Origin of the sequence: Flavobacterium sp. RSP15 (genome assembly GCF_003968755.1) — a bacterium.
Taxonomy (GTDB): Bacteria; Bacteroidota; Bacteroidia; order Flavobacteriales; family Flavobacteriaceae; genus Flavobacterium.
Genome location: NZ_RYDL01000003.1, coordinates 26,763 through 49,793 on the forward strand (window position 1 = coordinate 26,763; position 23,031 = coordinate 49,793).

Annotated in this window: 20 protein-coding genes and 3 tRNA genes; 3 read left to right on the forward strand and 20 right to left on the reverse strand. The window is 32.8% G+C overall.

All coding sequences use genetic code 11. From position 1 onward, the window contains the following. Nucleotides 1-507, forward strand: a complete 507-nt coding sequence (locus tag EKM00_RS04665) for a hypothetical protein (protein WP_126515410.1) — start codon at nt 1-3, stop codon at nt 505-507. A gap of 1,117 nt (nt 508-1,624) precedes the next feature. On the opposite strand, the gene EKM00_RS04670 is transcribed toward EKM00_RS04665, so the two are convergent. The 19 genes from EKM00_RS04670 to EKM00_RS04755 all read right to left on the reverse strand — a co-directional run bounded on the left by EKM00_RS04670 (nt 1,625) and on the right by EKM00_RS04755 (nt 19,437). Continuing rightward, nucleotides 1,625-2,548: a HipA domain-containing protein gene (locus EKM00_RS04670; protein WP_126515411.1), complete on the reverse strand. Its 924-nt coding sequence runs from the start codon at nt 2,546-2,548 to the stop codon at nt 1,625-1,627. After that, nucleotides 2,541-2,855: a HipA N-terminal domain-containing protein gene (locus tag EKM00_RS04675; protein WP_126455997.1), complete on the reverse strand. Its 315-nt coding sequence runs from the start codon at nt 2,853-2,855 to the stop codon at nt 2,541-2,543. Before EKM00_RS04675 ends, EKM00_RS04670 begins: the two co-directional genes overlap by 8 nt. 2 nt (nt 2,856-2,857) lie before the next feature. Continuing rightward, nucleotides 2,858-3,169 carry a helix-turn-helix domain-containing protein gene (locus EKM00_RS04680; RefSeq protein ID WP_233592236.1) on the reverse strand — a complete coding sequence of 104 codons (312 nt, stop codon included), beginning with the start codon at nt 3,167-3,169 and terminating at the stop codon, nt 2,858-2,860. Nucleotides 3,170-4,118: 949 nt separating this feature from the next. Continuing rightward, nucleotides 4,119-4,874, reverse strand: a complete 756-nt coding sequence (locus EKM00_RS04685; protein ID WP_126515412.1) for a phosphatase PAP2 family protein — start codon at nt 4,872-4,874, stop codon at nt 4,119-4,121. Between the two features lie 330 nt (nt 4,875-5,204). Next, nucleotides 5,205-5,432, reverse strand: a complete 228-nt coding sequence (locus EKM00_RS15135) for a hypothetical protein (RefSeq protein WP_126515413.1) — start codon at nt 5,430-5,432, stop codon at nt 5,205-5,207. A gap of 5 nt (nt 5,433-5,437) precedes the next feature. After that, nucleotides 5,438-7,849, reverse strand: coding sequence for an outer membrane beta-barrel protein (locus tag EKM00_RS04695; RefSeq protein WP_126515414.1), 2,412 nt, complete (start codon nt 7,847-7,849; stop codon nt 5,438-5,440). Nucleotides 7,850-7,914: 65 nt separating this feature from the next. Then, on the reverse strand, nt 7,915-9,183 hold the full coding sequence (locus EKM00_RS04700; protein ID WP_126515415.1) for a type IX secretion system histidine kinase PorY: 1,269 nt from the start codon (nt 9,181-9,183) through the stop codon (nt 7,915-7,917). Then, a complete protein-coding gene (locus tag EKM00_RS04705) occupies nt 9,176-9,853 on the reverse strand; it encodes a response regulator transcription factor (protein WP_126515416.1) in 678 nt (225 codons plus the stop codon). Before EKM00_RS04705 ends, EKM00_RS04700 begins: the two co-directional genes overlap by 8 nt. A gap of 177 nt (nt 9,854-10,030) precedes the next feature. Then, nucleotides 10,031-11,158 (reverse strand): efflux RND transporter periplasmic adaptor subunit, encoded by a 1,128-nt coding sequence (locus EKM00_RS04710; protein WP_126515417.1) that lies wholly within the window; start codon nt 11,156-11,158, stop codon nt 10,031-10,033. A 182-nt stretch (nt 11,159-11,340) separates the two neighbouring features. Continuing rightward, nucleotides 11,341-15,681, reverse strand: coding sequence for a CusA/CzcA family heavy metal efflux RND transporter (locus tag EKM00_RS04715; RefSeq protein WP_126515418.1), 4,341 nt, complete (start codon nt 15,679-15,681; stop codon nt 11,341-11,343). Nucleotides 15,682-15,710: 29 nt separating this feature from the next. Then, entirely contained in the window at nt 15,711-16,334 is a 624-nt protein-coding gene (locus tag EKM00_RS04720) for a hypothetical protein (protein ID WP_126515419.1), read from the reverse strand. A gap of 10 nt (nt 16,335-16,344) precedes the next feature. Next, nucleotides 16,345-17,028: a HupE/UreJ family protein gene (locus EKM00_RS04725; protein WP_126515420.1), complete on the reverse strand. Its 684-nt coding sequence runs from the start codon at nt 17,026-17,028 to the stop codon at nt 16,345-16,347. A gap of 71 nt (nt 17,029-17,099) precedes the next feature. Continuing rightward, nucleotides 17,100-17,315, reverse strand: coding sequence for a hypothetical protein (locus EKM00_RS04730; RefSeq protein ID WP_126515421.1), 216 nt, complete (start codon nt 17,313-17,315; stop codon nt 17,100-17,102). Nucleotides 17,316-17,353: 38 nt separating this feature from the next. Next, on the reverse strand, nt 17,354-17,782 hold the full coding sequence (locus EKM00_RS04735) for a hypothetical protein (protein ID WP_126515422.1): 429 nt from the start codon (nt 17,780-17,782) through the stop codon (nt 17,354-17,356). Nucleotides 17,783-18,033: 251 nt separating this feature from the next. Then, nucleotides 18,034-18,423, reverse strand: a complete 390-nt coding sequence (locus EKM00_RS04740; protein WP_126515423.1) for a hypothetical protein — start codon at nt 18,421-18,423, stop codon at nt 18,034-18,036. A 320-nt stretch (nt 18,424-18,743) separates the two neighbouring features. Next, nucleotides 18,744-18,851 (reverse strand): heavy metal-binding domain-containing protein, encoded by a 108-nt coding sequence (locus EKM00_RS15060; RefSeq protein WP_255416620.1) that lies wholly within the window; start codon nt 18,849-18,851, stop codon nt 18,744-18,746. A 319-nt stretch (nt 18,852-19,170) separates the two neighbouring features. After that, nucleotides 19,171-19,244, reverse strand: a tRNA-Arg gene (locus tag EKM00_RS04745). A 21-nt stretch (nt 19,245-19,265) separates the two neighbouring features. Then, nucleotides 19,266-19,340, reverse strand: a tRNA-Pro gene (locus EKM00_RS04750). A gap of 13 nt (nt 19,341-19,353) precedes the next feature. Beyond that, a tRNA-Ser gene (locus tag EKM00_RS04755) sits at nt 19,354-19,437 on the reverse strand. A gap of 230 nt (nt 19,438-19,667) precedes the next feature. Here EKM00_RS04755 and EKM00_RS04760 point away from each other — a divergent pair. Together EKM00_RS04760 and EKM00_RS04765 are read left to right on the forward strand one after the other, a co-directional pair. Beyond that, on the forward strand, nt 19,668-20,846 hold the full coding sequence (locus EKM00_RS04760; protein ID WP_126515424.1) for an acetyl-CoA C-acyltransferase: 1,179 nt from the start codon (nt 19,668-19,670) through the stop codon (nt 20,844-20,846). 71 nt (nt 20,847-20,917) lie between these two features. Beyond that, complete coding sequence (locus EKM00_RS04765) at nt 20,918-21,679, forward strand: C40 family peptidase (RefSeq protein WP_126515425.1); 762 nt, start codon at nt 20,918-20,920, stop codon at nt 21,677-21,679. 60 nt (nt 21,680-21,739) lie between these two features. Here the strand turns inward: EKM00_RS04765 and EKM00_RS04770 are convergent, their stop codons facing one another. Next, nucleotides 21,740-23,008: a tetratricopeptide repeat protein gene (locus EKM00_RS04770; RefSeq protein ID WP_126515426.1), complete on the reverse strand. Its 1,269-nt coding sequence runs from the start codon at nt 23,006-23,008 to the stop codon at nt 21,740-21,742. Nucleotides 23,009-23,031: the final 23 nt, after the last annotated feature.

Genomic DNA, 23,031 nt, shown 5'->3' on the forward strand with positions numbered 1-23,031 from the left:
ATGAAAACACTACATTTTATTTTATTTTTCACACTTCCTTTTTACTATATTTTAGACTTTCAACATAATAAAAAAAGTCCTGAAATTATTGAAAATCATTTAGTAATTTTAAAATTTTGCAAAACAAGTAAATTTCTTAATGTCAATGATAAAACTACTTCTAAAAAAATCGAATTAATATTTGGAAAACCAATGTCAATTTTAAAAGAATCCGCTTCAGAAGAGTCAGATGGAGATTCTGAGCCTTGGACAAATATTACTTATAGTGGTTTAAAGATTGAACTAACAGGTAATTTTATAACAGATATTACTATTAATAATAGCGACTGGAAATTGAACGATATTACTGTTGGCATGGATATCAAAGAAGTTTATAAAAAGTATAAAAAGATCAATAGAAAGTTTAAAAATTATATAATTTTTAAAATCCCAAATTTTGATGGTGTTTTATTTATTCAAATAGATAAGAAAAATAATATAAAAAAAATCGGAATTAGTAATCCATAAACCCCGCGCTGGCGCAAGTGTCCCTTTTGTATACACAAACAAAATAAAGCATAAAAAAAACAGGCAATTTGCATGTTTTTTTTTTGTGATAATCTTACAACCAATACTCTTCTGGGTCTTGATATGTAGAAATAACAGCGTCTATTACTACGATGTTATTGACTTCGTCAACGCTAAAATGTATCATATATTTAAAATTTTCTAAAGCCGAACAACGAATACCGTCGTATCGAACTTCAAAAAAAGGGTTTGTTTTTAAGGTTTTCAAACTGCTTTTATAATCGGCAAAAAACTTGGTATCTAAACCTTTTCTTCGGGATTTTAGAAAACCCCGATGGTGCGGATATGTAAGCGGTTAGAAGGCGGTTTTGCAAACCGTGCCCGCAATGAGCATACAATACAAAATCAAACAAAAAGAAGAAGTCTCAATACTAAAACAACTCCTTGAGAATTGAATATTTGAGACCTTCGCTTCAATAGGAGTCCGAATAAAAAATAGAAAATGAGACTATTTCACAAGTTGTGAGATAGCCCCTTTTTTGTTTAGAGCTTAGCTATGTTTTTTTTAAATAGACTTTAAATAGTTTTTTAGAAGCAAAGCTTTCAATGACCTTTAGCAAGATACTTTTTTTACCCCCAGCTGGTCCTAGCGGAAATAATCGCAATGGCTAGAGCGACGCCTCTGGCTCGTGCCCACAAAGAAAATCAATAACAAAAGCCACTTCATTACGGAGTGGCTTTTGGTTTTTAAACAACTGCTCCGCAAAGTGTGCCGCGATAATGCTGCGCAATAGTCTCTTACTTTGCGCCCGCTACAACAATGATTTACAATAATAAGAAAAGAAAGCCTCTCAATAGTCTTTTTTTATTATTATCAAATAAAAGCTTCCGTTCAGTTATAATCACAATGTTTCAGTCTCTGTTAACTTCTCCATTTCCATTATCTGTGATTTTTTTTTATCACAGTTAAGAGTGGGCATATTTAAATGTAATAATCCCATTTAAATCTAATATCCCGCTGCGCAAAGTGTTCCTCAATAATACGTATTACAATTTGTTATCTACCAAATATAAATGATTTTAACACGATTATTTATACGTAGATATACCTGATTATTTAAAATCTCTTCATCCTATTATCCAATACACTCAGATACTTCTCTTTCATAGTGTCAGACAAAAAAGACACTTCTACAAGTTCAATCCATTTAGACAGGCTTTTATTCATATCAGCTAAAATAGTGGTAACCGTTTTATCATTAAGTCCTAAGCGTTCTTTTGCGTAATACTCTATTAATTCCGTTGATTTGAAATTGCTCTTTTTACCTTTAAGAGATAGCGCTAATTCTTCCTGTGGATTTTTAACGGAAATGGGGGAATTTAAAAAGTCATAAACTGGGGTCAAAGTGGTTTTTCCCGCTTTTGTAATTACCGAAAAGTTCTTTAAATGCATATCTTCGTTACCTGTTATAAAACAGAATAAAACTCGTTTAAAAAAATCTGCTTTCCCTATAGCAGGAAAAGTGCAGTATTCATCAATCACTTTGACTAAGTTTTCCATAGTATAATCATACTTGGTATCTCTTGAGCTTCCTGTCAGTTGTGCAAAATCTTCCGTAGCATATTTTTTTCCTTTACTGTATCTGTCAAATCGTTTGATAAAATAAGAAAGACTCCCGTCTTTTGAATAAACCAATCCATGAAGAGGCACATCAAGCCCATATACTTTTGCCATCTTCATGGTTACATCTTCATTTTCTGGCAATTCTGGAAAGATATCATTTTGAGGTTTTATAATATAATTACCAAACTGATCTACAATTTCAAATTGTTGATTTGCTACTGAAATAACAGCACTTAATTTAGGTTGAACTCCTTGAATGGATAATTTCTTAGCACGATTTGCCGCTTCTTGCCTTTGTTCAGCAGCTGTAAATGGTAAATCATGTAATGTAGTAAGTTTAGGAGCAATCATCCGAAGTCCTTTTTCGCTATATTTTTCAGTGCCACATAGTTCGTAAGTAATTGGACATCTATTCATCTTTCCATTCTTTTACCGTTACTGCTCCTACCAAATCATTTCCTGTTGCAATTAGTTGTGAGAAATAATCATATTTGTCAATTTTACCAATTTTTAAAAGCCCTTCGAGCATAATTCCTTCTGGCAACAATCCTTCAAAAAAAGAGGGAAATTTGGCAAATGAATATGTTTTAGTATTTAAAGGCATTGTCAGTGATACAGGTTCGCCCTCATAATTGTGATCATAGATAAATTCATATCCTCCAGTAGTATTCTCACTCAATATTCCTGCTCTTTTGTTGTGAACAAATATGATTGCTTTTTTCATAATTATTTATTTATTGGGCTTTTAAACTGAACTTCAATGTTTAGTACTTTTAGAACAGCTAAAAGATTATTCCAACTAACCGTTTCTTTATTTTTTTCAATATCAAAAAGGGTAGTCTTCCCTACACCTGCTAGATTAGCCAATTCTAATTGTGTTAATCCTGCTTGCTTACGATGCTCTTTTATGAAGAGACCTAAATTAAAATCATTCATTTTTACCGCTTTAACAGTAAAAATAAAAAAATATGCTTTACAATGCAAGTGTTTTAAAATAAAAACATTATTTTTACCGCTATAACGGTAATTAATACGCAAGTTATAGTGAATTGGCTTAAATAAGAGAAATAAAAGGTTGTTTTACTGTTATACCGGTAATTTTAAAAATTTACTTTCTGTTGTTAGAAACTCTGAATGTTATAAAATTGAATGCTTCGAATAATCTATCGTAATTTCTACCTACACAAAATGTTCGACCGTGAATTAGAGTTCGAATGTTGAACTGTAACATTTCCTTTATGTACACCGTTTTACCTTTTAAAAACTTAGAATTATTAAAAACATTTCGCTAAATATTTTAAACTTGAAAATAATCATTTAGTTAAATAATTAAAAATCAACACATTAAGTCATTATTTTAAGCTGTCAAAAAAAGTTAATATAGGAATTAGGTGTTCGATTGTAGTCCCAGCCACTCCACTTTTAAGCCTGTAATCGTTTGATTTACAGTATTTTATTTTTAATTGACAATAAAGTTGACAATTAAATATGTTAATATCGTTTTTCAGGATTTCATCAGATACTGATCGATCAACAGCTACTTGGATTGTTTTTTAATCATTTTGTTCCAGTTTCGTTTTTTGTTCTTTCCACAAATGTAAGTTAGTCGGACGCTTAAACGTCATAAGGTCAAAAGGAGCAATATTATAAACGGTAGTTTAAAATCACTCTGATGCGTTATTTTGTCTAATTTTAAAAACCATTGTCAATGGTTATCACTTATGTTTAATCAACTTGAGCAATCCCCTTAAATTCAAATTCAAAACTATTTTAAAATAATAACGCAATCTGAAACTGTTAACTTTACCCGAATAAATATCTATAGCTATTAAGATTAATAGCTCTACAAATATTATTATCTACGTTTTGAGTATTTGTACTACTTAAGGAAAAAAATACGATTAAACACAGGTTTTTATAAACTGTATTTTTGTAATCAAAAGATAAGTAATTGCAATAATTGACTAGTGAAATAGAGGTTCCGTTTTTAAAAAGTTTTCACCAAGCACAATCCTAATTGTTTTCCATTGTAAAAAGGCGCAATAACTGATGTTGTATTATTTCTTTCGGATCTGAATAATTTCCTATTTAAGTAAGGATGCATCCAGTAGGCAATTTTAGTGCTTAAAATTCCAATTCCTGCACCAGTGGCAACATCTGTCAGCCAATGTTTATTGTTGACAATTCTAAAAACTCCTGTTCCTGTTGCAACAATATATCCTGAAATTCCGTACCAAATCGATTTGTCTTTGTATTCTTGCCATAAAAATTCAGCTCCGGAAAAAGCTGTTGCAGTATGCCCTGATGGAAAAGAATTATTGGAACTTCCGTCTGGTCTTTCAACTCTGGTTAACGATTTTAATCCCAAAACTGTTGCAGACATAATGATGTAGGAAGTGACCAATATTAAAGAACGATCCTTAAAATTATTTTTTCCTTCAATTCCTGCGGCATTCAATGCATAAACTGAAAGTGCAGGTGCATATTGCGAAAAATCGTCAATAGTTGTCTTGGTATCAATATCTTCTTGTACTTCCTCTCGGATTTGAGAATTGAAACTTTTTAACTGATCACTTTCAATACCTATAAAACCATACCCCGTTAATACAGCCGGAATAATAAGTTGTTTGTAATTGAATTTAATATTTTGAGGAATAGCTGCTTTTGAAATAGTATCTGTTTTTACTTCCTGCGCATTTATAGCTACGATACTAAAGAATGAAAATATAATTATTTTTAACATATGAATTATTGTATGTAATGTTCTGGTGTTGGCGGAATGCAGAGGATCATTGATTCCAAACTTCGATCGTTCCTTGTCTCTGTGTCGGACAAATTATTATGGAATATGCTTTTTAGGGCAACAGCCACAAGTACAATAAAACTGATAGTTCCGATATCAATCAATAATTCGGTAAATAATATTCCTTTAACGGTAAAAATATTAAATGAAACTTTGCCGAATTGCCAAATAAAAAAAATTATTCGTGCTATTTGAGAGACGATAAGAAACCAAAGTGTAAAATAAAGTAACAAAGAAAATCTGCCTGACATTTTGATTTTTTTGAGCATACTATTTTAAAAAATAATTTTGAAAATACATTGAAAAACAAATAAAAGTGACTTTTTCATTACTATTGCATTTGAAGTGTAACAATAAAAACCCAATTAAGATTAATGAGCTAAGTGTATAATCAATATTCAATATCATTAAAAATAAGTCTCCAGCCGTTTCACCCAGAGTAATTGCACACATTTTCATTATCCAAAATGCGATTGTGATTCCCGGTACTTTTTCCATTTGAGTTAAAATTTATAATTATAACCTAATCGAACTACCTGTGTTTCGTAATAATCGGTGCTACTGTAATTAAAATTCAGACCTTGAATTTGTTTCCTGATTACTAATGTATTTAAAATGTCGGTTGCATTTAGAAAGAATTCTCCTTTGCCATTTTGGACTGATTTTTTAATCCCTAAATCAATTGAAAATCGAGAAGCAATTTTTCCTTGCGGAATAATATCTGGCGCCAAATATATAGCGGTTACTTGAGCATCCACTTTTTTGGATAAGTGCAAGATATTGTTCCATTTAATATTTCCAGAAAAAATGTCTTGCTTCTCTGCCGAAAAAGTATTGGGAATTGGATATTTATTTTCAACAGCAAAAGCATTAATTTGATTGTGATACGCAATTAAGTTGAAGTTAAACGAGTACCATTTTGCAATCTCTTGTGAAAAGATCATTTCAATCCCTGTATTGAAACTTTTATTTGCATTTTGGAAAATAGCATAGATTAAATTGCTATCTGGAACTGTCGATGCTATTCGAGTAATGGTAGCATTTGCAAAACGGTGGTACACTGCCGAATAGAAATATCCTTTTTTTAAGTTCGTTTTATAACCCAGTTCTAACAAATTGGTGAACTGCGGACGAAGTGCAGGATTCCCAACCTTTATTATTTCTGCATCATCGTATTTTGGAAATATTCTAATATCGACTTCATTTGGCCTGTCTACTCTACGATTGTAAAATAATGATATTTTATTGCTGTCATCAATTTTGTATGCCAATCGCACATTTGGAAAAGGTTGGGTATAGTTGTACCCGTCACTTTTATAGGTATTATGATCTGGATTGATATTGTATTGCAAATCGACATATTCTACTCGCAAACCCAGTTCTGCCTCAATTTTATTGTTTTCAAAAATATAATTTCCGTACACGGCCGGAATAATTTCTTTGTAAGTTGCTTGACCGCCAGCACCGCTATCTATGGGAGAATTTGCGCCGGGGAAGAACTGCATATTAGTTGGAATATCCCTTTTTCTGAATTTAAAACCGGTTTCAAATCTTCCGTATTTTAAGGGTTTGATATAATCAATATTAAAGTCGGCTACTTTCTCCTCTGATAACAATTTGAAAGCATCTTTTCCGGTGTAGGTTGGCAAAATATTGTCAAAAAAATATTTTTCATCCTCTCTGTGAAAAGTATAATTTAAACCAATATTTAATAACCGTCCTGCTTCTTTAAACTTGTGCTGGTATGCCGCAGTAGCCATAGCGGTGGTTTTTAATTCATCTTCCAAAAATTGCCACAGTCGCAATCGTTCCGAATAATTTTCATTGAAAAAGGGCTGATCTCCATTGTCAATGATTTTTTCGGTTCCAAACAGACCAGAAACGGTTAATGAATTTCGGTCATTAATATTCCAGTCAATTCCAGTTTTTAAAGTAGTAAAGTGCGTATTCCGATTTCTTTTGGTTTGTTGATTAATAATAGTTCCATCAGTGTAGGTTCGCGTTACAAACTCGTTTTTATTGAGCGTTTCTGTATAAAGATAATCACCCTGAAAAAAAGCATTGATTTTGTTTTTACGATAATTAAGTGATAACGTCGGATTAATTTTTGGTGTTAATGAGTATTGCGGACGAATAGTTGGTAAATTTTCTTTTCTTTCCCACAGCGCACCCAATCCAGAGGTAAAACCCACTTTTCCGTTGAATCCCTCTTTTTTGTTTTTCTTGTAAATAATATTGATAATTCCAGCGTTTCCGTTGGCATCGTATTTTGCAGAAGGATTGTTAATGATTTCAATTTTTTCTATCGCAGATGCGGGTATATTATCTAAGCCCGATTGGTTTCCAAATCCTGTTAATGCAGTTTGTTTTCCATCAATTAAAACGGTGACTTTATCATTGCCTCTAATTTGTACTTTCCCGTCTTGCACAGAAACACCAGGCAAATTTTGCATTGTTTGTAAAACAGAACCACCACTCTGACTGATATTATCTGCCACAGAGAAGGTTTTTTTGTCCATTTTCTGATTAATAAGTTCTTCCTTTGAAACGACCACAACTTCATTTAAAATAGTAGCATTGTCTTCCAATTCAATGCTTCCCTCATCTAGAAATTCAGAAAGTGAACCTACATAAATAGGTTGGTTTTTTGTTTTGTATCCATCAAGTGTAAACTCTAGAAAGTAATTTCCAGGAACTACATTCGAAAATGAAAACCTACCCTCTTCGTTGGTAACAGTTCCCGTAATCAAAACGTTATCCTTTGTGTTTTTCAAGAGTACATTTACATCCAGCAAAGTCTCTTTTGAGGTTTTATCTTTTGTAATTCCGGATAGTGTGACCGCTTTGTTTTGTCCTAATAAATCTGAAATTGATAGTATTAGAAATGATACTAATAATATTGTTTTTATTGGCATATCTTAATTTTTATTCTTTATTTAAACGACAAAGTTGCGATTGGAGTTTGAAGAAATATTGAATTTTAGAATTGAATTTCGAAAATGTGTAACTTATCTTTGTAACTATAAATAACTTCCCAATTGTTGTTCTCTACAATTTTATTAATTATTGATAAACCCAGACCGTTCCCTTTCGAGGATGGATTTACTTTAGAAAAACGTTCAAATAATTTATCTGTTTCAAGCGATTTTAATATACCCGTATTGGAAAAAACTAAAGCATTCTTATGCAAAACAACATTTATGCTTCCATTAGCCACATTATGATTAATTGCATTCAGAAACAAATTACTGATCAAAATTTCAGACAAAAACAGATTCGTTTTAACAAATGTATTCGATTCTAAAGCAGTATTTATCTTAATATTTTTTGCTAATGCCTGTTCTTTAAAAAAATCTAATTGATTTGTGATAACCTCATTTAAAAGAACCTCTTCAGGAATGTTATATTGTTTATTTTCTATTTTTGATAAAAGCAACAGGTTTTTATTTAATCGGTTTAGCCTTGTTGTTGTATCATTTAATTTATCCAGTATTTCAAATTGTTCTTCCGACACATCGTCTCTTTGCAATAATGTTTCCAATTTTCCTTTAAAAATAGCAATTGGTGTTTGCAATTCGTGTGCTGCGTTCTCAATAAATTCTTTTTGGCTTTTATAAATGCGTGTGTTTTTTTCAATCAATTTATTTATTGCCTGATTGAGTCGATTGAATTCCTCAATTGTATTTACAACTAATTTTGGATGGGAACTTTTATCGATTTCAAATTTCTCAATTTGCTCGAGAGTGTCATAAAATGGTTTCCAAAGCCTAAGAGATAGCCTTTTAGTAATGATAAATAATCCAAATAAAAGAATTAAAATAATGATGGTAAACACCATTAAAATACTGACAATAAAATCCTTATTGTCAACTAGGTTTATTCTGGCAGTAAAAAGGTAGTGTTTATTATTAATTGTAACTGGAGCATTTAGCACCCGATAGGGTTCCTTTTCTTTCTCCAAATTATTATAATAACTATTGCTGAATAGTGTGTCTCTAGGAATTATTTTCTGAACTTTCTCTACTTTTATATCCCTATTCCATTTATTCCAAACTGCAACATCCTTGTCTTGTAATTGCGGCGCATACAATAACTCGAATTCCTCTTTTTGAAGTAGCAAGGCTTCATCTGTTTCATGTAGATACAGTAATTGAGTTATATAAAAGAATAATGGAGCTGCTGAAAGCATCACTATTAAAGAAAATAAAACATAATATTTTAGAGTAGTATGTAATAATTTTTTATTCATTGTTCCATTTGTAACCAATTCCGTAAACTGATTTTATGTAATCATTGCTTCCGGCATCGTTTAGCTTTTTTTTCAAATTCTTGATGTGGGCATAAACAAAATCATGATTGTCCAGCATGTCCGCCATATCACCCGAAAGGTGTTCAGCTATGGCGCTTTTAGACAAAACCTTGTTTTTATTTCCAATTAAAAACAATAATAAATCAATTTCTTTCTTGGTGCATTCTATTTTCTTCTCTCCAATTTTTACCGATTTTGCTAAAGTATCAATTTCTATTTCATTGAATTCAATTTTATTGTTTCCGTCGTATTTTTTTCTTCTAACCAAGGCCTGAATTCTGACCAACAACTCTGAAAGATGAAAGGGTTTCGTCAAATAATCATCTGCTCCAAGATTGAATCCCTCGATTTTGGTCTCTAACGTTTCTTTAGCCGAAATTATAATAATCCCCTCTGATTTGTTTAGTATTTTCAATTTCTTCAAAATGCCAAATCCATCACCACCCGGAAGCATTAGATCTACTAAAATACAATCATAATCATACATAATAATTTTGTCTAAAGCCGTTTGATACGTGCTTGCGGTTTCGCAATGAATATCATTTGTTTTTAGATAACTTTTTATGCTATTAGCAATATCGATTTCGTCTTCGATGATTAGAATTTTCATATTGCAAATTAACAATTCAATTTTGAATGAAATTTGAATTTAGGTATTAAATTGTTTTTTATAAATTTAACTGAGTTATTCACTTATAAAATTCTGACAACTAATGCAACTACCTAAATATGACAGCGTGATTGATTTTAAAAATTATTTTCTGTCATTACTGTAAATTTATGTTTTTTATTCTTCTACATTTTTCATTTTCATCAAAAGGGAATAAGAACCTTTAATCACAATAGTTGCCTCTTTTAAATCGTCTGAAAGAATTTCAGTGAATTCATTTTCTGTCGCTCCTATTGTGACTTCTTTCATTTCAAATTGTTTATTTTGTTTGGCAATAAAGATATAATTCTTATTTTCATAATTTACAATAGCATCAGATGGCAGTACATTTGATTGCTGACTTTTTAATTCTATTTCGGCATTCATATACATGCCCGGTAAAAGTGTTTTATCATAATTTATAAAATGGCAGTGTATTTCAGTGCTGCGGTTTTCTGAAAAATCTTTACCTATCAAAATAATTTGGCAAGGATATTTTTTCTCGGGATTGGTATTAGTATAAGCCAATACCGATTGACCAATATCCAATTTATTGATGTCTTTTTCAAATACGGTTAAGGCCAAATGAATATCCGATGGATTTACAATCTCGAATAAAACATCGCTCGGGTTTACATACTTGCCAATATTTACATTTACCTTAGCTACATAACCACTTATTGGCGAGTATACATTGATGCTTTTTGAAATGTTTTTTGTTGAAACATTATTCGGATTTATCCCCGCAAATTTTAATTTCTCGCCATACGATTGCACCATTACAAATAGTGAGTTGTATTCTGATTGTGCTTGTTGATACACTTTATCGCTGCTGGCTTTGCTTTGGTTGAGTTCTTTTTGTCTTTCAAATTCGGCTTTTGCATACCCAATTTTTGCTTTCGCCAAAAGGTAATCTTCCTGCAGTTGAATGTATTGTTGGTCTTCTACAACGCACAAAACCTGCCCTTTGGTAACATGCATTCCTTCTAACAATTTGGTGTATTTTAAATAACCGCCCATAGGAACACTAATGGAAACTAAGCTTTGAGGCGGCACATCTATTTTACCATTTAATTTTAAGGTAGATGAAATTTGTTTTTGTGTGATTTTTCCAGTTTCAATACCTGCATTTTTTATTTGTGCATCGGTAAGAGTTGTCGTGTTTTCGATAGTTGGATTAGCTTCTGTTTCGCTTTCCGTTTTCTTATCTCTACAGGAAGAAAGGAATACTATTGCCAATATTGTAATAATTGTATTTTTAATCATGATAGTATTTTTATTTTGGTATTTGTGAATTTTCGATTCTTTTTCATAATTTAAAATTAAGGTTTTTATTCTTAACTTTTTATGCGGGTAAAGTTAGCAAGTCCAGTCATATGTAATTCGCATATCATCATTGGCGCTGGCGACCCTAATTACGATCATGCTCCTTTCATAATTAAACTATTTTAATTAGTTAAAGCATTGATTTCAATTACAGCGGTGTTTAATTTTTTAACTGCTTCGATGTATCTGCTTTGAATTTCGGTACCTTGATTAATAAGCATTACCCATTCCATATAATTAATGTCACCATTGATAAATTTATCATTAGCAGCTTTAGTTACTAAATCAACATTTTTTAAAGCTTGACTCTCGTAATAGGCGATAGTTTCTTTGTGTTTTTTATATTCCTGGACTAATTCCTGATTCTTGCTTTCCAGTTTTAGTTTTTCATTATTTAAATTATTTTCGGCTATTTGCGTATTTATCTCTAAAGCCTTTTTCCTGTTATTTATTGCTGTATTAAATAATGGAAGCGCCACTCCTAATTGTCCGTAAACACCATTATTACTGTCTTGAAATACAGTATTTGTTTTGAAAGTCTGGTAATAAACACCACCAATTAATTCCGGTAATTTTTTAGATTTTTCAAGTGAAACTTCTGCTTTACTGCTATTCACTTCTTGCTCAAATAATTTCACACTGGGTTGATTGCTAATAGCATTTGTATCTGAATTTTTGATGAAATCCATTTTAAATTTATTTGAAACTGGGACAAAGTCTTTATCTGTATTAAGTAAATACTTGAATTGTGATTGAATTATTTTGTAATCACTTTGTAATTCCAAAAGTTGAATTTTTATTTGTCCGGATTGGTTTTCAGCGGTTGCTTTTTCTAATATATTGCTTTCGCCTTTATCAAACCGAAGCGTTGAGGTCCTTAAAAAATCAGAATATATACTATCGCTTTTTAGCAACAGCTTTTCCTTTTCTTTTAGATACATCATTTCGTAAAACACGATTGTTACCTGTCTGGTCAATTGCTTTCTTTGCAAAGCTTCGTTCCATTGTCCTTTTTTGGCTTCTTCTATTAAAAGTTGTTTCTGTCTTTTATAAACGGTTGGGAATTTTATGCTTTGCGAAACACCAATTTTCACATCATTTACAGTGCTGTTAAACTGACCATATTCGCTTATAATTCCCGTATTGGAAATATCATAACCTGTGTTTTCCATTATTTGCAAGTACTCTGAATTCAGTTTTTCATTTTTAATTTTGATATTGTTTAAAAGAGCTGTTTCAATCGCGCGCTCTATTGAAATTTTTTCCTGAGCATTGGTACTTTGAAAAGAAAAGAACAATCCCAATACCAGGATAGTCGTAATTGATTTTATCTTTTTTGGTTTTAATTTAATTCCTTTTTCAAACATGATATATAAAATTGGTAAAACAAATAGAGTTAAAAATGTTGCAACCAACAGACCTCCGATGACAACAGTTGCCAATGGTTTTTGTACTTCTGCACCAGAACCATTGCTTAATGCCATGGGTAAAAACCCTAATGATGCTACAAATGCAGTCATTAAAACGGGGCGTAATCGTATTCTAGTTCCTTGCAAAACAATCGCTTTTAAATCGGTTTCCCCCGATTTTCGAATGCTGTTGAATTCTGCAATTAACACCAATCCATTCAGAACCGCTACACCAAATAAAGCAATAAAACCAACTCCGGCACTGATGCTAAACGGCATTCCACGCAATGCTAAAAAGAAAATACCTCCAATTGCCGATAGTGGAATTGCCGAATAAATCAACAGTCCTTGTCTTACGGAATTGAACGCAAAATAGAGCAAAATAAATATTAATAGTAATGAAACAGGAACTGCAATCATCAAACGATTTTTGGCTTCGTTTAAGTTTTCAAAAGCACCACCATACGTAGGATAGTATCCCGCAGGAAATTTTATTTGAGCTTCGACTTTACCTTGCAGTTCTTTTACAATACTTTGTACATCACGGCCTCGTACATTAAAACCAACTACAATTCTACGTTTGGCATCTTCCCTTTGTATTTGATTCGGTCCTTCGATAATTTCAACTTTAGCTAATTGAGATAAAGGAATTTGCAAACCAGTTGCCGTTGGAATTAATAAATTTTGAACATCCGCCAAATCCTGACGTTTTTCACCTTCTAAGCGAACTACTAAATCAAATCGTTTTTCACCTTCGTAAACAACCCCTGTGCTTTGTCCTGCAAATGCGGTATTTACAATTCGATTAATATCCTGAATGTTTAATCCGTATTGTGCAATGGAAGCTCTGTTGTAGTCAATTACTACTTGTAGCATTCCGGTAACGGTTTCTACATAAAGATCGGAAGTTCCCTCTACGGTACTTACAATTTTACCTAACTTATTGGCGTATAACGCCAACGTATCTAAGTTTTCTCCAAATATTTTACAGACCACATCTTGCCTAGCACCAGTCATCAATTCATTAAAACGCATTTGAACCGGATATTGAAAACCAAAGGAAACTCCAGGAACAGCTTCCAATTCCTTGGCCATTTTTGCTGATAATTCGTCAAAAGTTGTGGCAGAAGTCCATTCGCTTTTGTTCTTTAAAATGATCATCATATCGCTTGCATCAATTGGCATTGGATCGGTAGGCACTTCGCTACTTCCTGTTTTGCCTACAATTTTCTCCACTTCGGGAAATTTTTCTATTAATATTTTTGCACCTTGTGAAATAGCTGTCATTGAAGTTTGCAAATTACTTCCCGGCAAAACCCTAGTTTCTACTGCAAAATCTCCTTCTTCTAACGAGGGCATAAATTCACCACCCATAAACGAAAGTGTAATCAGCGCTAAAACAAACAATCCTAATGTTACAGCAATAATTGTTCTTGGAATTCCCAATGCTTTGTTCAAAATGGGTTGATAGAAATTTTCTAATTTTTCCATCATTATATCTGAAAAAGTTTTTTTGTGGGATATTTTTTTATTTAAAAATAGAGCGGTCATCATCGGAACATAAGTCAACGACAATATAAAAGCACCAAACAGAGCAAATGCAATGGTTTGTGCCATTGGTAAAAACATTTTCCCTTCAATACCGCGCAACGTAAAAATGGGAATGTACACGATCAATATAATCAATTCCCCAAAAACGGAAACATTACGCATTTTTATTGACGTTTTTAGTACGGTGCTGTCCATTTCTTGTTGTGAAATTTGAGCAGTTTTCCTGCTGTGCAAACTAAACAAACACGCTTCAACAATAATAACAGCACCATCTACAATCAATCCAAAATCTAATGCCCCTAAACTCATTAAATTACCGCTCACCCCAAATATGTTCATCAATATGACCGCTATCAACATTGCCAAAGGAATAACTGACGCCACAATTAATCCTGCTCGTATGTTTCCTAAAAAGAAAATAAGAACAAAGAGAACTATTAATGCACCTTCTAATAAATTTTTTTCGACCGTCGAAATAGAATTATTTACCATTTTGGTGCGGTCTAGAAAAGGTTCCAGTATAACACCTTCGGGTAATGTTTTTTCAATTTGTGCAATACGATCCTTAATGTTTTTAATAACCACATTACTGTTGGCTCCTTTTAACATCATTACTACTGCACCTGAAACTTCCCCAGATTGAACCTCTTTTTTGTGAAATGTCATTGCTCCGTAACGGATAGCACTACCAATGCGAACTTCAGCTACATCACGAATAAACAAAGGACTACCGTTATTCGTGTTTTTAATAGCAATATCTTTTATGTTTTCGATAGTATTAATTAATCCCTCACTGCGGATGTATAAAACTTTAGGTCCTTTTTCAATGTAAGCACCACCCGTATTTTGATTGTTTTTTTCTAAAGCCGTAAAAACATCTGTAATAGTGATATTATAGGATTGCAATTTATTTGGGTCAACGGCTATTTCAAATTGTTTCAATTTTCCACCAAAACTGCTCACTTCCGCCACACCTTCAACGCTCAATAACTGCCGGCGAACAATCCAATCTTGAATGGTTCTTAACTCCGTGATATCGTATTTTTTTTCATAACCGGGTTTGGTTCGTACAACATATTGATAAATTTCGCCTAGACCTGTTGTCACCGGTGCAAGAACTGGATTTCCAATACCGGTGGGAATTTGGTCTTTAACAGCACTTAATCGTTCGGTTACTTGCTGTCTTGCCCAGTACACATCAGTTGCATCATTAAAAACAATGGTAACCACTGATAAACCAAAACGAGAAAAACTACGAATTTCTTTCAGTCCAGGAATATTACTATTGGCTTGTTCTATTGGAAAAGTAATCAGTCTTTCAATATCGGTCGCACCCAGTGATGGCGCTGAAGTAATTACCTGGACTTGATTATCTGTAATATCAGGAACGGCATCAATTGGTAATTTGGTAAATTGATAACTCCCATATCCGATGAGAGCTAAAATAAACAGTCCAATAATGAGTTTGTTTTTGATTGAAAACTCAATAATTTTATTTAGCATAATTTGTTATATTTAGGAATGTTCACTACTTATATTGAATACTGACCTTTTAATTTTATTGTAACTGTAATGGCTGTCTTTTCATTATTTCTGAAAAACCAACCGTGTTTTCCTTCATACGGAGCATAAAAAGTCCCAACCATATTATTGGAATAGGCAAGCGTGTAACTTTCAAAATAAACGTCATTAGTTTCTTTAGCTTGTTTTACTTCCCCGTGAAAATCAAAATAAACAATTCCTTTATTAGTCGTCCATTCGTATTTCATTTTGCCATATTTCAGCATATAAATTTTATATTCAATTCCTTTTCCTGCCGGTACGATTACTTCAACCGTGTCTTCTCTTTCTGCATATTGTTTTTCAGGTGCAGGATTATTTGCTTCGATTGGTCTTTTTACTTCAGGTCCAGAACCTGCTTTTTCCATTTTAATTAATGGGAATGTTTTTCCTGTTATTGTAGCTAATCCATCATCAGCATCCGCTGGTACATAAAGCTTACTAAACCCGAACAGTTTGCCTGTTCCTATTGGATCCATTCCATATTCGGCAGGTAAAACTGCGCTTACTAAAATTAGTACAGAAAGTAGTAACGCGAAGATAACTGCTTTGATAATTTGTTTTTTATTTACTATTTGATGATTTATTTCTGACATTTTTTAATTTTTAAGATGTAAAATAACCCGTTAATTGATATCCTATTAATACAAATCCAGCAGCCATAAGCAGCGTATTTGTTATTGTTGAAAATTTCATAAAGCTGGAATGTCTGCGCCATAAAGTAATCAAGATTAGCACAAAAGTCAATGCTATGAACTGACCTATTTCGACACCAATATTGAATCCAAGCAGATTGGTAAACAATCCTTCTTTTTCAAATTTGAAATCTTGCAATTTGCTGGCAAGCCCGAAACCATGAAATAATCCAAAAATCAAAACAGCAGCTTTTGTATTGGGTTGCCTTCCGAAAAATTTCTTGAAACCACCTAAATTATCAAAACCTTTATACACTATTGACAGTGCGATAATGGCATCAATTAAATACGAATTAATTGATATAGTACTCATAACTCCAAACAATAATGTTGCGCTATGACCAATTGTAAAGAAACTTACATAAAGTAGCACTTCTTTCGGACGATAAAGGAAAAAGATAACACCAACTAAAAAAAGCAGATGATCGTAACCCGTAAGCATGTGTTTTGCTCCAATATAGAGAAATGGGCCAAAAGCAACGCCATCATTTCCTGACAAAAAAGTTTGCGTATTTTCATCTACACCATGAGCAAAAACGCATGTGATGCCGACAAAAAAAAGTATAACAAGAAATATTATTTTTTTTGAATTCATAATTTTATTTTTCTTTAAAAAACTACTTCTCTCCTGAAATTTTCGCAAGAGAAGCAGCCTGTTAAATTATACTAATGCGTGTGACCATGAGCCGCATCAACTTTATCTTGCTCCACTTGATTAATACTGTCCGTACCTACTTGATCCGTAGAATCTGTGACCACTTGAACTTGTTCTACTGTTTCAGTAGATTGACTTTCAGTGTTTTCAGTTTCGTTATTTGCTTTGTTGTTGCAAGAAGTTAACATTCCGATTGCGATAGTCGCTACGATTAAAAAATTTTTCATAATTGTAATTTTAATTGGGTTTATAAAGAATAATAAAATTAATGTTGGTGTCCATGATTAATATCTTGTTCAGAAACTTGGCTATTTTTAAATTTGGAAGAGATTGTTTTTCCATTGACAAGTAATGTGATGGTACAATAAGCATATATGCTTGCTTTAGGAACTTGTACAAATAAAGCATTGTTGGTGTCTAAAAAAACTGGATTCGTTGCTTTTGTTTTATTAAAAAATTCAAAAACAGCCAAGCCAGTAATTTTTTTATTTGAAATCCTTTTTCCTTTCGCATTCAGTACGTAAAAACTAATATTATTTTCTCTTTCGACCCTTTCAATTTTGTAGTCGCCTGAATTTTGTATTATTCCACCGTGCGGCGTTTTGGATTGATTTTCGTTTACTTGTGCATTAGAAATTGTTGTGCCTGCAATAGTTATCAGTATCGCAACTGCAATGGATTTAATTGTTTTCATTATAGATGTTTTTCGAATTAAATAATATTGATTGTCTTACAGATCGACACTAAAAACGCTAGGAGAGTTTTGTGAAGTCTAAAAAGATTTTAGTTATGGAGAACCTAAAACTCTTAAACGTCTAGTTAGTGATGAATGCTAATGTAATTCATACAACGTATCGTTCGCTATACGTAAATAACAAAGTATATTTTAAAATAGCAATCAGAAATATTAAAAATATAACTAATTACGGTTTAAAATAAAATTAATTAACTCAACTTAGGGGGAAGCCAGATAGAGGTAAAAACGCTGGAAATGTAAAAATCCTGACTGAAAGCTACAGTGCGGTTTAGATAAATAATAGTAGGCTTGCGAAAAGAAAACGCTGTTTGGTTCATAAAAGCAAGAACCGTATTTACATTTGTATTAATTGTCTTGAAAGGTAAATTTTGATGACTATCTTTTTCTTTACTTGAATGTTGATGACTATCATTGTAATGAATAGCTATAAAATCAAGTAATGAAATATTCTGACCAATGTTATCTTCTTGGTGATCTGAAAAGTGTTGTAGTAAGTTCGGCAATTTAAATAATTGCCCCATCTCTGTGTTAGCACACAAAAAAGCAAAAAGGAATGATATGACAACTATTTTTTTCAAGATTGTAAAAGTACTAAATTTTATTGATTGCCAAAAATTTAAAATTGTAAGTAAATCTTAACTCACCAAAACTTCTAAGCCAATTTTGATGATGTCGCATCAATTTTTCGGATTTTTAGATTGTGATGTTTTCTGTCAACCAATCAACAGATACTGTTTAATGTGGTATTAAAAACTCAAGCGAAATGATGGAACACCAGGAGTAACATCACATCATTTTTGGATTCTTAAGTTCCATAAAGTATTATGTTTTTTGGTGAACCTGTAACTACTTTTGTGGGTACTACTTTATTTTGAACCGTTAGTTGCTAATAGAATTTTTACTCTTTTTTCTCCACTAAATTCATTCCGCATTTGGGACATTTTCCGGGTTTATCCAACGTAACTTCTGAATGCATTGGGCAGCTGTACGTTTTTTGAGTTTCCATTTTTTTTCACTACTAACCGACTAAATAAATTCAAGACAAAGGGCCACTTTTAACAGTAAGCCCTTTTTTTCATATCTTTTGGTTACCAAATCAAAAAAACATTATAGCGGAATGAGCGTAATCAGAAACAACAGCCGAGAAGATACACCGCCCGACGCAATAATAATTGATTTTACAGATTAATCAAAAAAGCCCGATAAACTAAAATATTATCGGGGCTTTTTGTCTAGTAAAAAGTTATCAACATGTACAAAAGGCAACTAAACTGGCAACTAGAAATAAAAAACCCTTATAAATCAAACGTTTATAAGGGTTTTTGTGAAGGCAGAAGGATTCGAACCTTCGACCGCCTGCTTAGAAGGCAGGTGCTCTATCCAGCTGAGCTATGCCTCCATTGCTCATGTAAAAAACTAGTCGGGGTGGCAGGATTCGAACCTGCGGCCTCCTGCTCCCAAAGCAGGCGCGATAACCGAGCTACGCTACACCCCGAAAAAAAATAAAGCGGAGGGACAGGGACTCGAACCCTGGCACCGATTGCTCGATGACAGTTTAGCAAACTGCTCCATTACCACTCTGGCACCCCTCCAAGCTCAAAGAAACGTGTCCTGTTTTGCGGTTGCAAATTTAACACATCTTTACGTTCCTCACAACTATTTAGACCTTTTTTTTAAATATTTTTTGTCCTAATTCTAAAAAGACTTCACAATCAAACATATAGAATATAAATAAATTTTTAAAAGAGATTATCCCAACATCAAAATACGAAATTGTTTAAAAAAGATTAAATTTGCTACATAAACCAACATTATATAAATCATGAACAAAAGAGTTGTTATCGTTTCTGCCGTTAGAACACCTATCGGTAGTTTTATGGGAGGATTATCTACAGTTACCGCTCCTAGATTAGGTGCTGTGGCTATAAAAGGTGCTTTGGACAAAATAAAATTGGATCCAAATTTAATTGATGAAGTATTTATGGGTAATGTAGTTCAAGCTGGTGCAGGACAAGCTCCTGCTCGCCAAGCTGCGCTATATGCTGGTTTACCTAATTCTGTTGCTTGTACTACAGTCAACAAAGTATGTGCCTCTGGAATGAAAGCTGTTATGCTAGGTGCTCAAGCCATTTTATGTGGTGATGCTGAAATTGTTGTTGCGGGCGGAATGGAAAACATGAGTTTAATTCCTCACTATCTGAATTTGAGAACAGGAACTAAATTTGGACCAGCAACATTTATTGATGGTTTACAAAAAGATGGACTTGTTGATGCTTACGACAACAACGCAATGGGCGTTTGTGCGGACTTATGTGCCGCTGAATATAATTTTACCCGAGAAGACCAAGACAACGCCGCAATTCAATCCTACGAGCGAAGTGCAAAAGCTTGGGAGACCGGAAAATTTGATAATGAAATTGTCTCTGTAGCCGTTCCTCAAAGAAAAGGAGATCCTATTATAATTTCTAAAGACGAAGAGTTTTCTAATGTAAAATTAGACAAAATACCTTCATTAAATCCTGTTTTCACAAAAGACGGTACAGTTACCGCAGCAAACGCTTCTACAATAAACGATGGAGCAGCAGCTGTGATATTAATGAGCGAAGAAAAAGCAATCTCTTTAGGATTGAAACCTCTGGCGTATATAAAAGGGTATGCAGATGCCGCACAAGAACCAAAATGGTTTACAACAAGTCCATCAAAAGCAATTCCTAAAGCATTAGAAAAAGCAGGAATAGCCATTACTGATGTTGATTATTTTGAATTCAATGAAGCTTTTGCTGTAGTTGGCCTAGCCAATGCCAAAATTTTAGGACTAGAGAGCAGCACGATTAATGTGAATGGTGGTGCTGTATCATTAGGACATCCTTTAGGTTGCTCCGGAGTAAGAATTATTGTTACTTTGATCAACGTATTAGAACAAAATAATGGTAAAATTGGAGCTGCTGCAATCTGTAATGGTGGTGGTGGTGCTTCAGCAATTGTTATTGAAAGAGCTTAAAATAATTATAAATTAGGAGTCGTATATTAAAAACATATAACTCCTAATTCTAAACTCATAAATTACCCTAAATGTTCGGAATTTGTAATCTAGCAATGATACCACTTCGGTTTAAACCCAGTGATAAAAGCGAAATTGTTTCTCAAATTTTATTTGGAGAACATTTTGAAATTTTAGAGCAAATGAAACAATGGTCTCGCATCAAAGTACAGTACGACGAGTATGAAGGCTGGATCGATTCTAAACAATTACAGTTGATTTCAGAATCAAATTTTAATCAATTATCCGCAGAAACGATCATATTGAATTCCGATTTAATTGAATATATCACTACTCCAAATAATCAATTAATTCCTATTCCGCTCGGATCCTCGGTTTCATTTATAAATAACAGTGAGATAAACATTTCGAATTTTGAGTTTGATGGAACAAAAACGAGTGGCAAAAAAACAAAAGAGCATTTGATAAAAACTGCCTTTATGTATTTAAACGCTCCTTATCTTTGGGGAGGGAAAACTCCTTTTGGAATTGATTGTTCAGGATTTACTCAAATGGTGTATAAACTGAACGGATATAAATTGCTTCGTGATGCCTCTCAACAATCAAAACAAGGGGAAGCTTTAAGTTTTATAGAAGAAAGTGAACCAGGAGATCTCGCTTTTTTTGATAACGAAGAAGGCAACATAATCCATGTAGGAATAATTATGGATGATAATTACATCATTCATGCCAGTGGAAAAGTACGAATTGACAGGCTTGATCATTTAGGAATATTTAATGCCGAAACCAATAAGCATACACACAAATTAAGAGTAATTAAAAAAATCATATAAAAAAACCTCTCTCACAATAGTAATTCGAGAGAGGTTATTTTTAAATTTAAAAATCTAGCATTAATTCTTTGCCTTCAATGCCTTGTATTCAGCTGTCATTTCTAAAGCGCTATATACGCCTAAAAGTGTTTTTGAAACATCCTCATTTTTAGGATCTAGTTCAACTGCTTTTGCAAGAAAAGGAATTGTAGCTTTGAATAAATTTTCTCTTTTCTTTTTCAATTCATCATAGCGCTTCATATCCTTAGTAGAAGTTCCTAATTTATTCATTTCATCGATAATTACCTTTTCATCCTCTAACTTCATGGCCGCTAAATTGATGTAAGCATTAATGTATTTAGGATTAATTTCAATAACTTTTAAATAGTACTTTTCAGCGTCTACCTGATTTTTTGCATTAGCACTAAGAACTCCTAAATTAAAAACTAAATCAGCATCATTAGGATTTTTCTCTAATACTTGAGCGATCAGCTTTTTATACATTTCAAAATCTTTTGTTTCTAAATAAAGATTTGCTTCTGTCAAAACCAATGAAGTATCTTCCGGATTTGCTTGTCTTGCATCCGATATTGCTTTTTTAGCCTCTTCAATTTTTCCGTTTTGCACTAAAATTAAAGCTATGTTTTTATAGATCTCTCCTCTTTTAGAAGGAATAGCTTCTGTTCTTGGTTTTTCGTGAGTCCCTATTTTCACTACTCTGTCTCTTTCCGGAGCCGTTGTAAAAAGATCTTCTTCATTAGTGATTTTATTCACCGCAAAAAAACTGGTTCCTTTTCCAGAATAATTTAAGTTTTTCAAATCATCATACAACTTAAGTGCTGTGTCATATTCTGCCGCATTCACATAAGTAGACGCCGCATAATACAAATTGAGAGTGTCTTTTTTATCTAATAAATATGCATCATACAGTTTTTTTGCGCTATTTGAATGCTTATTGATTTTTGAATCCGCTATGGCAGCATTAATCAATTTATATTTAATTTCTGTAATTGAAGCTGCAGCTTCTGTAGAAAATTTCAATTTACCGGAAACTTTTTCAGCATCAATTAAATCTTGATATGCTTTTGCCGCAAGCGAAAGATTAGCATCTACATCTACTTTTTTATTGGCTAAATCCAATAAAGCTTTTCCTTTTACAAAGAAAAATTGTGCTTTCTCCGCCTCTTTAGCATTAGCGATGAGAGATTCGGCTTCCATCAAAATGGCAACTGCTTCTTGAGATTTACCCCCTTTTAATGCTTTTTCAGCGGCTTTAATTTGATCTTTTTGAGCAAAAGTGGCTACTGAAATCACTAACGCTGATGCTAGTACTACATATTTACTTTTCATGGTATTCGATTTTGTTTAATAGT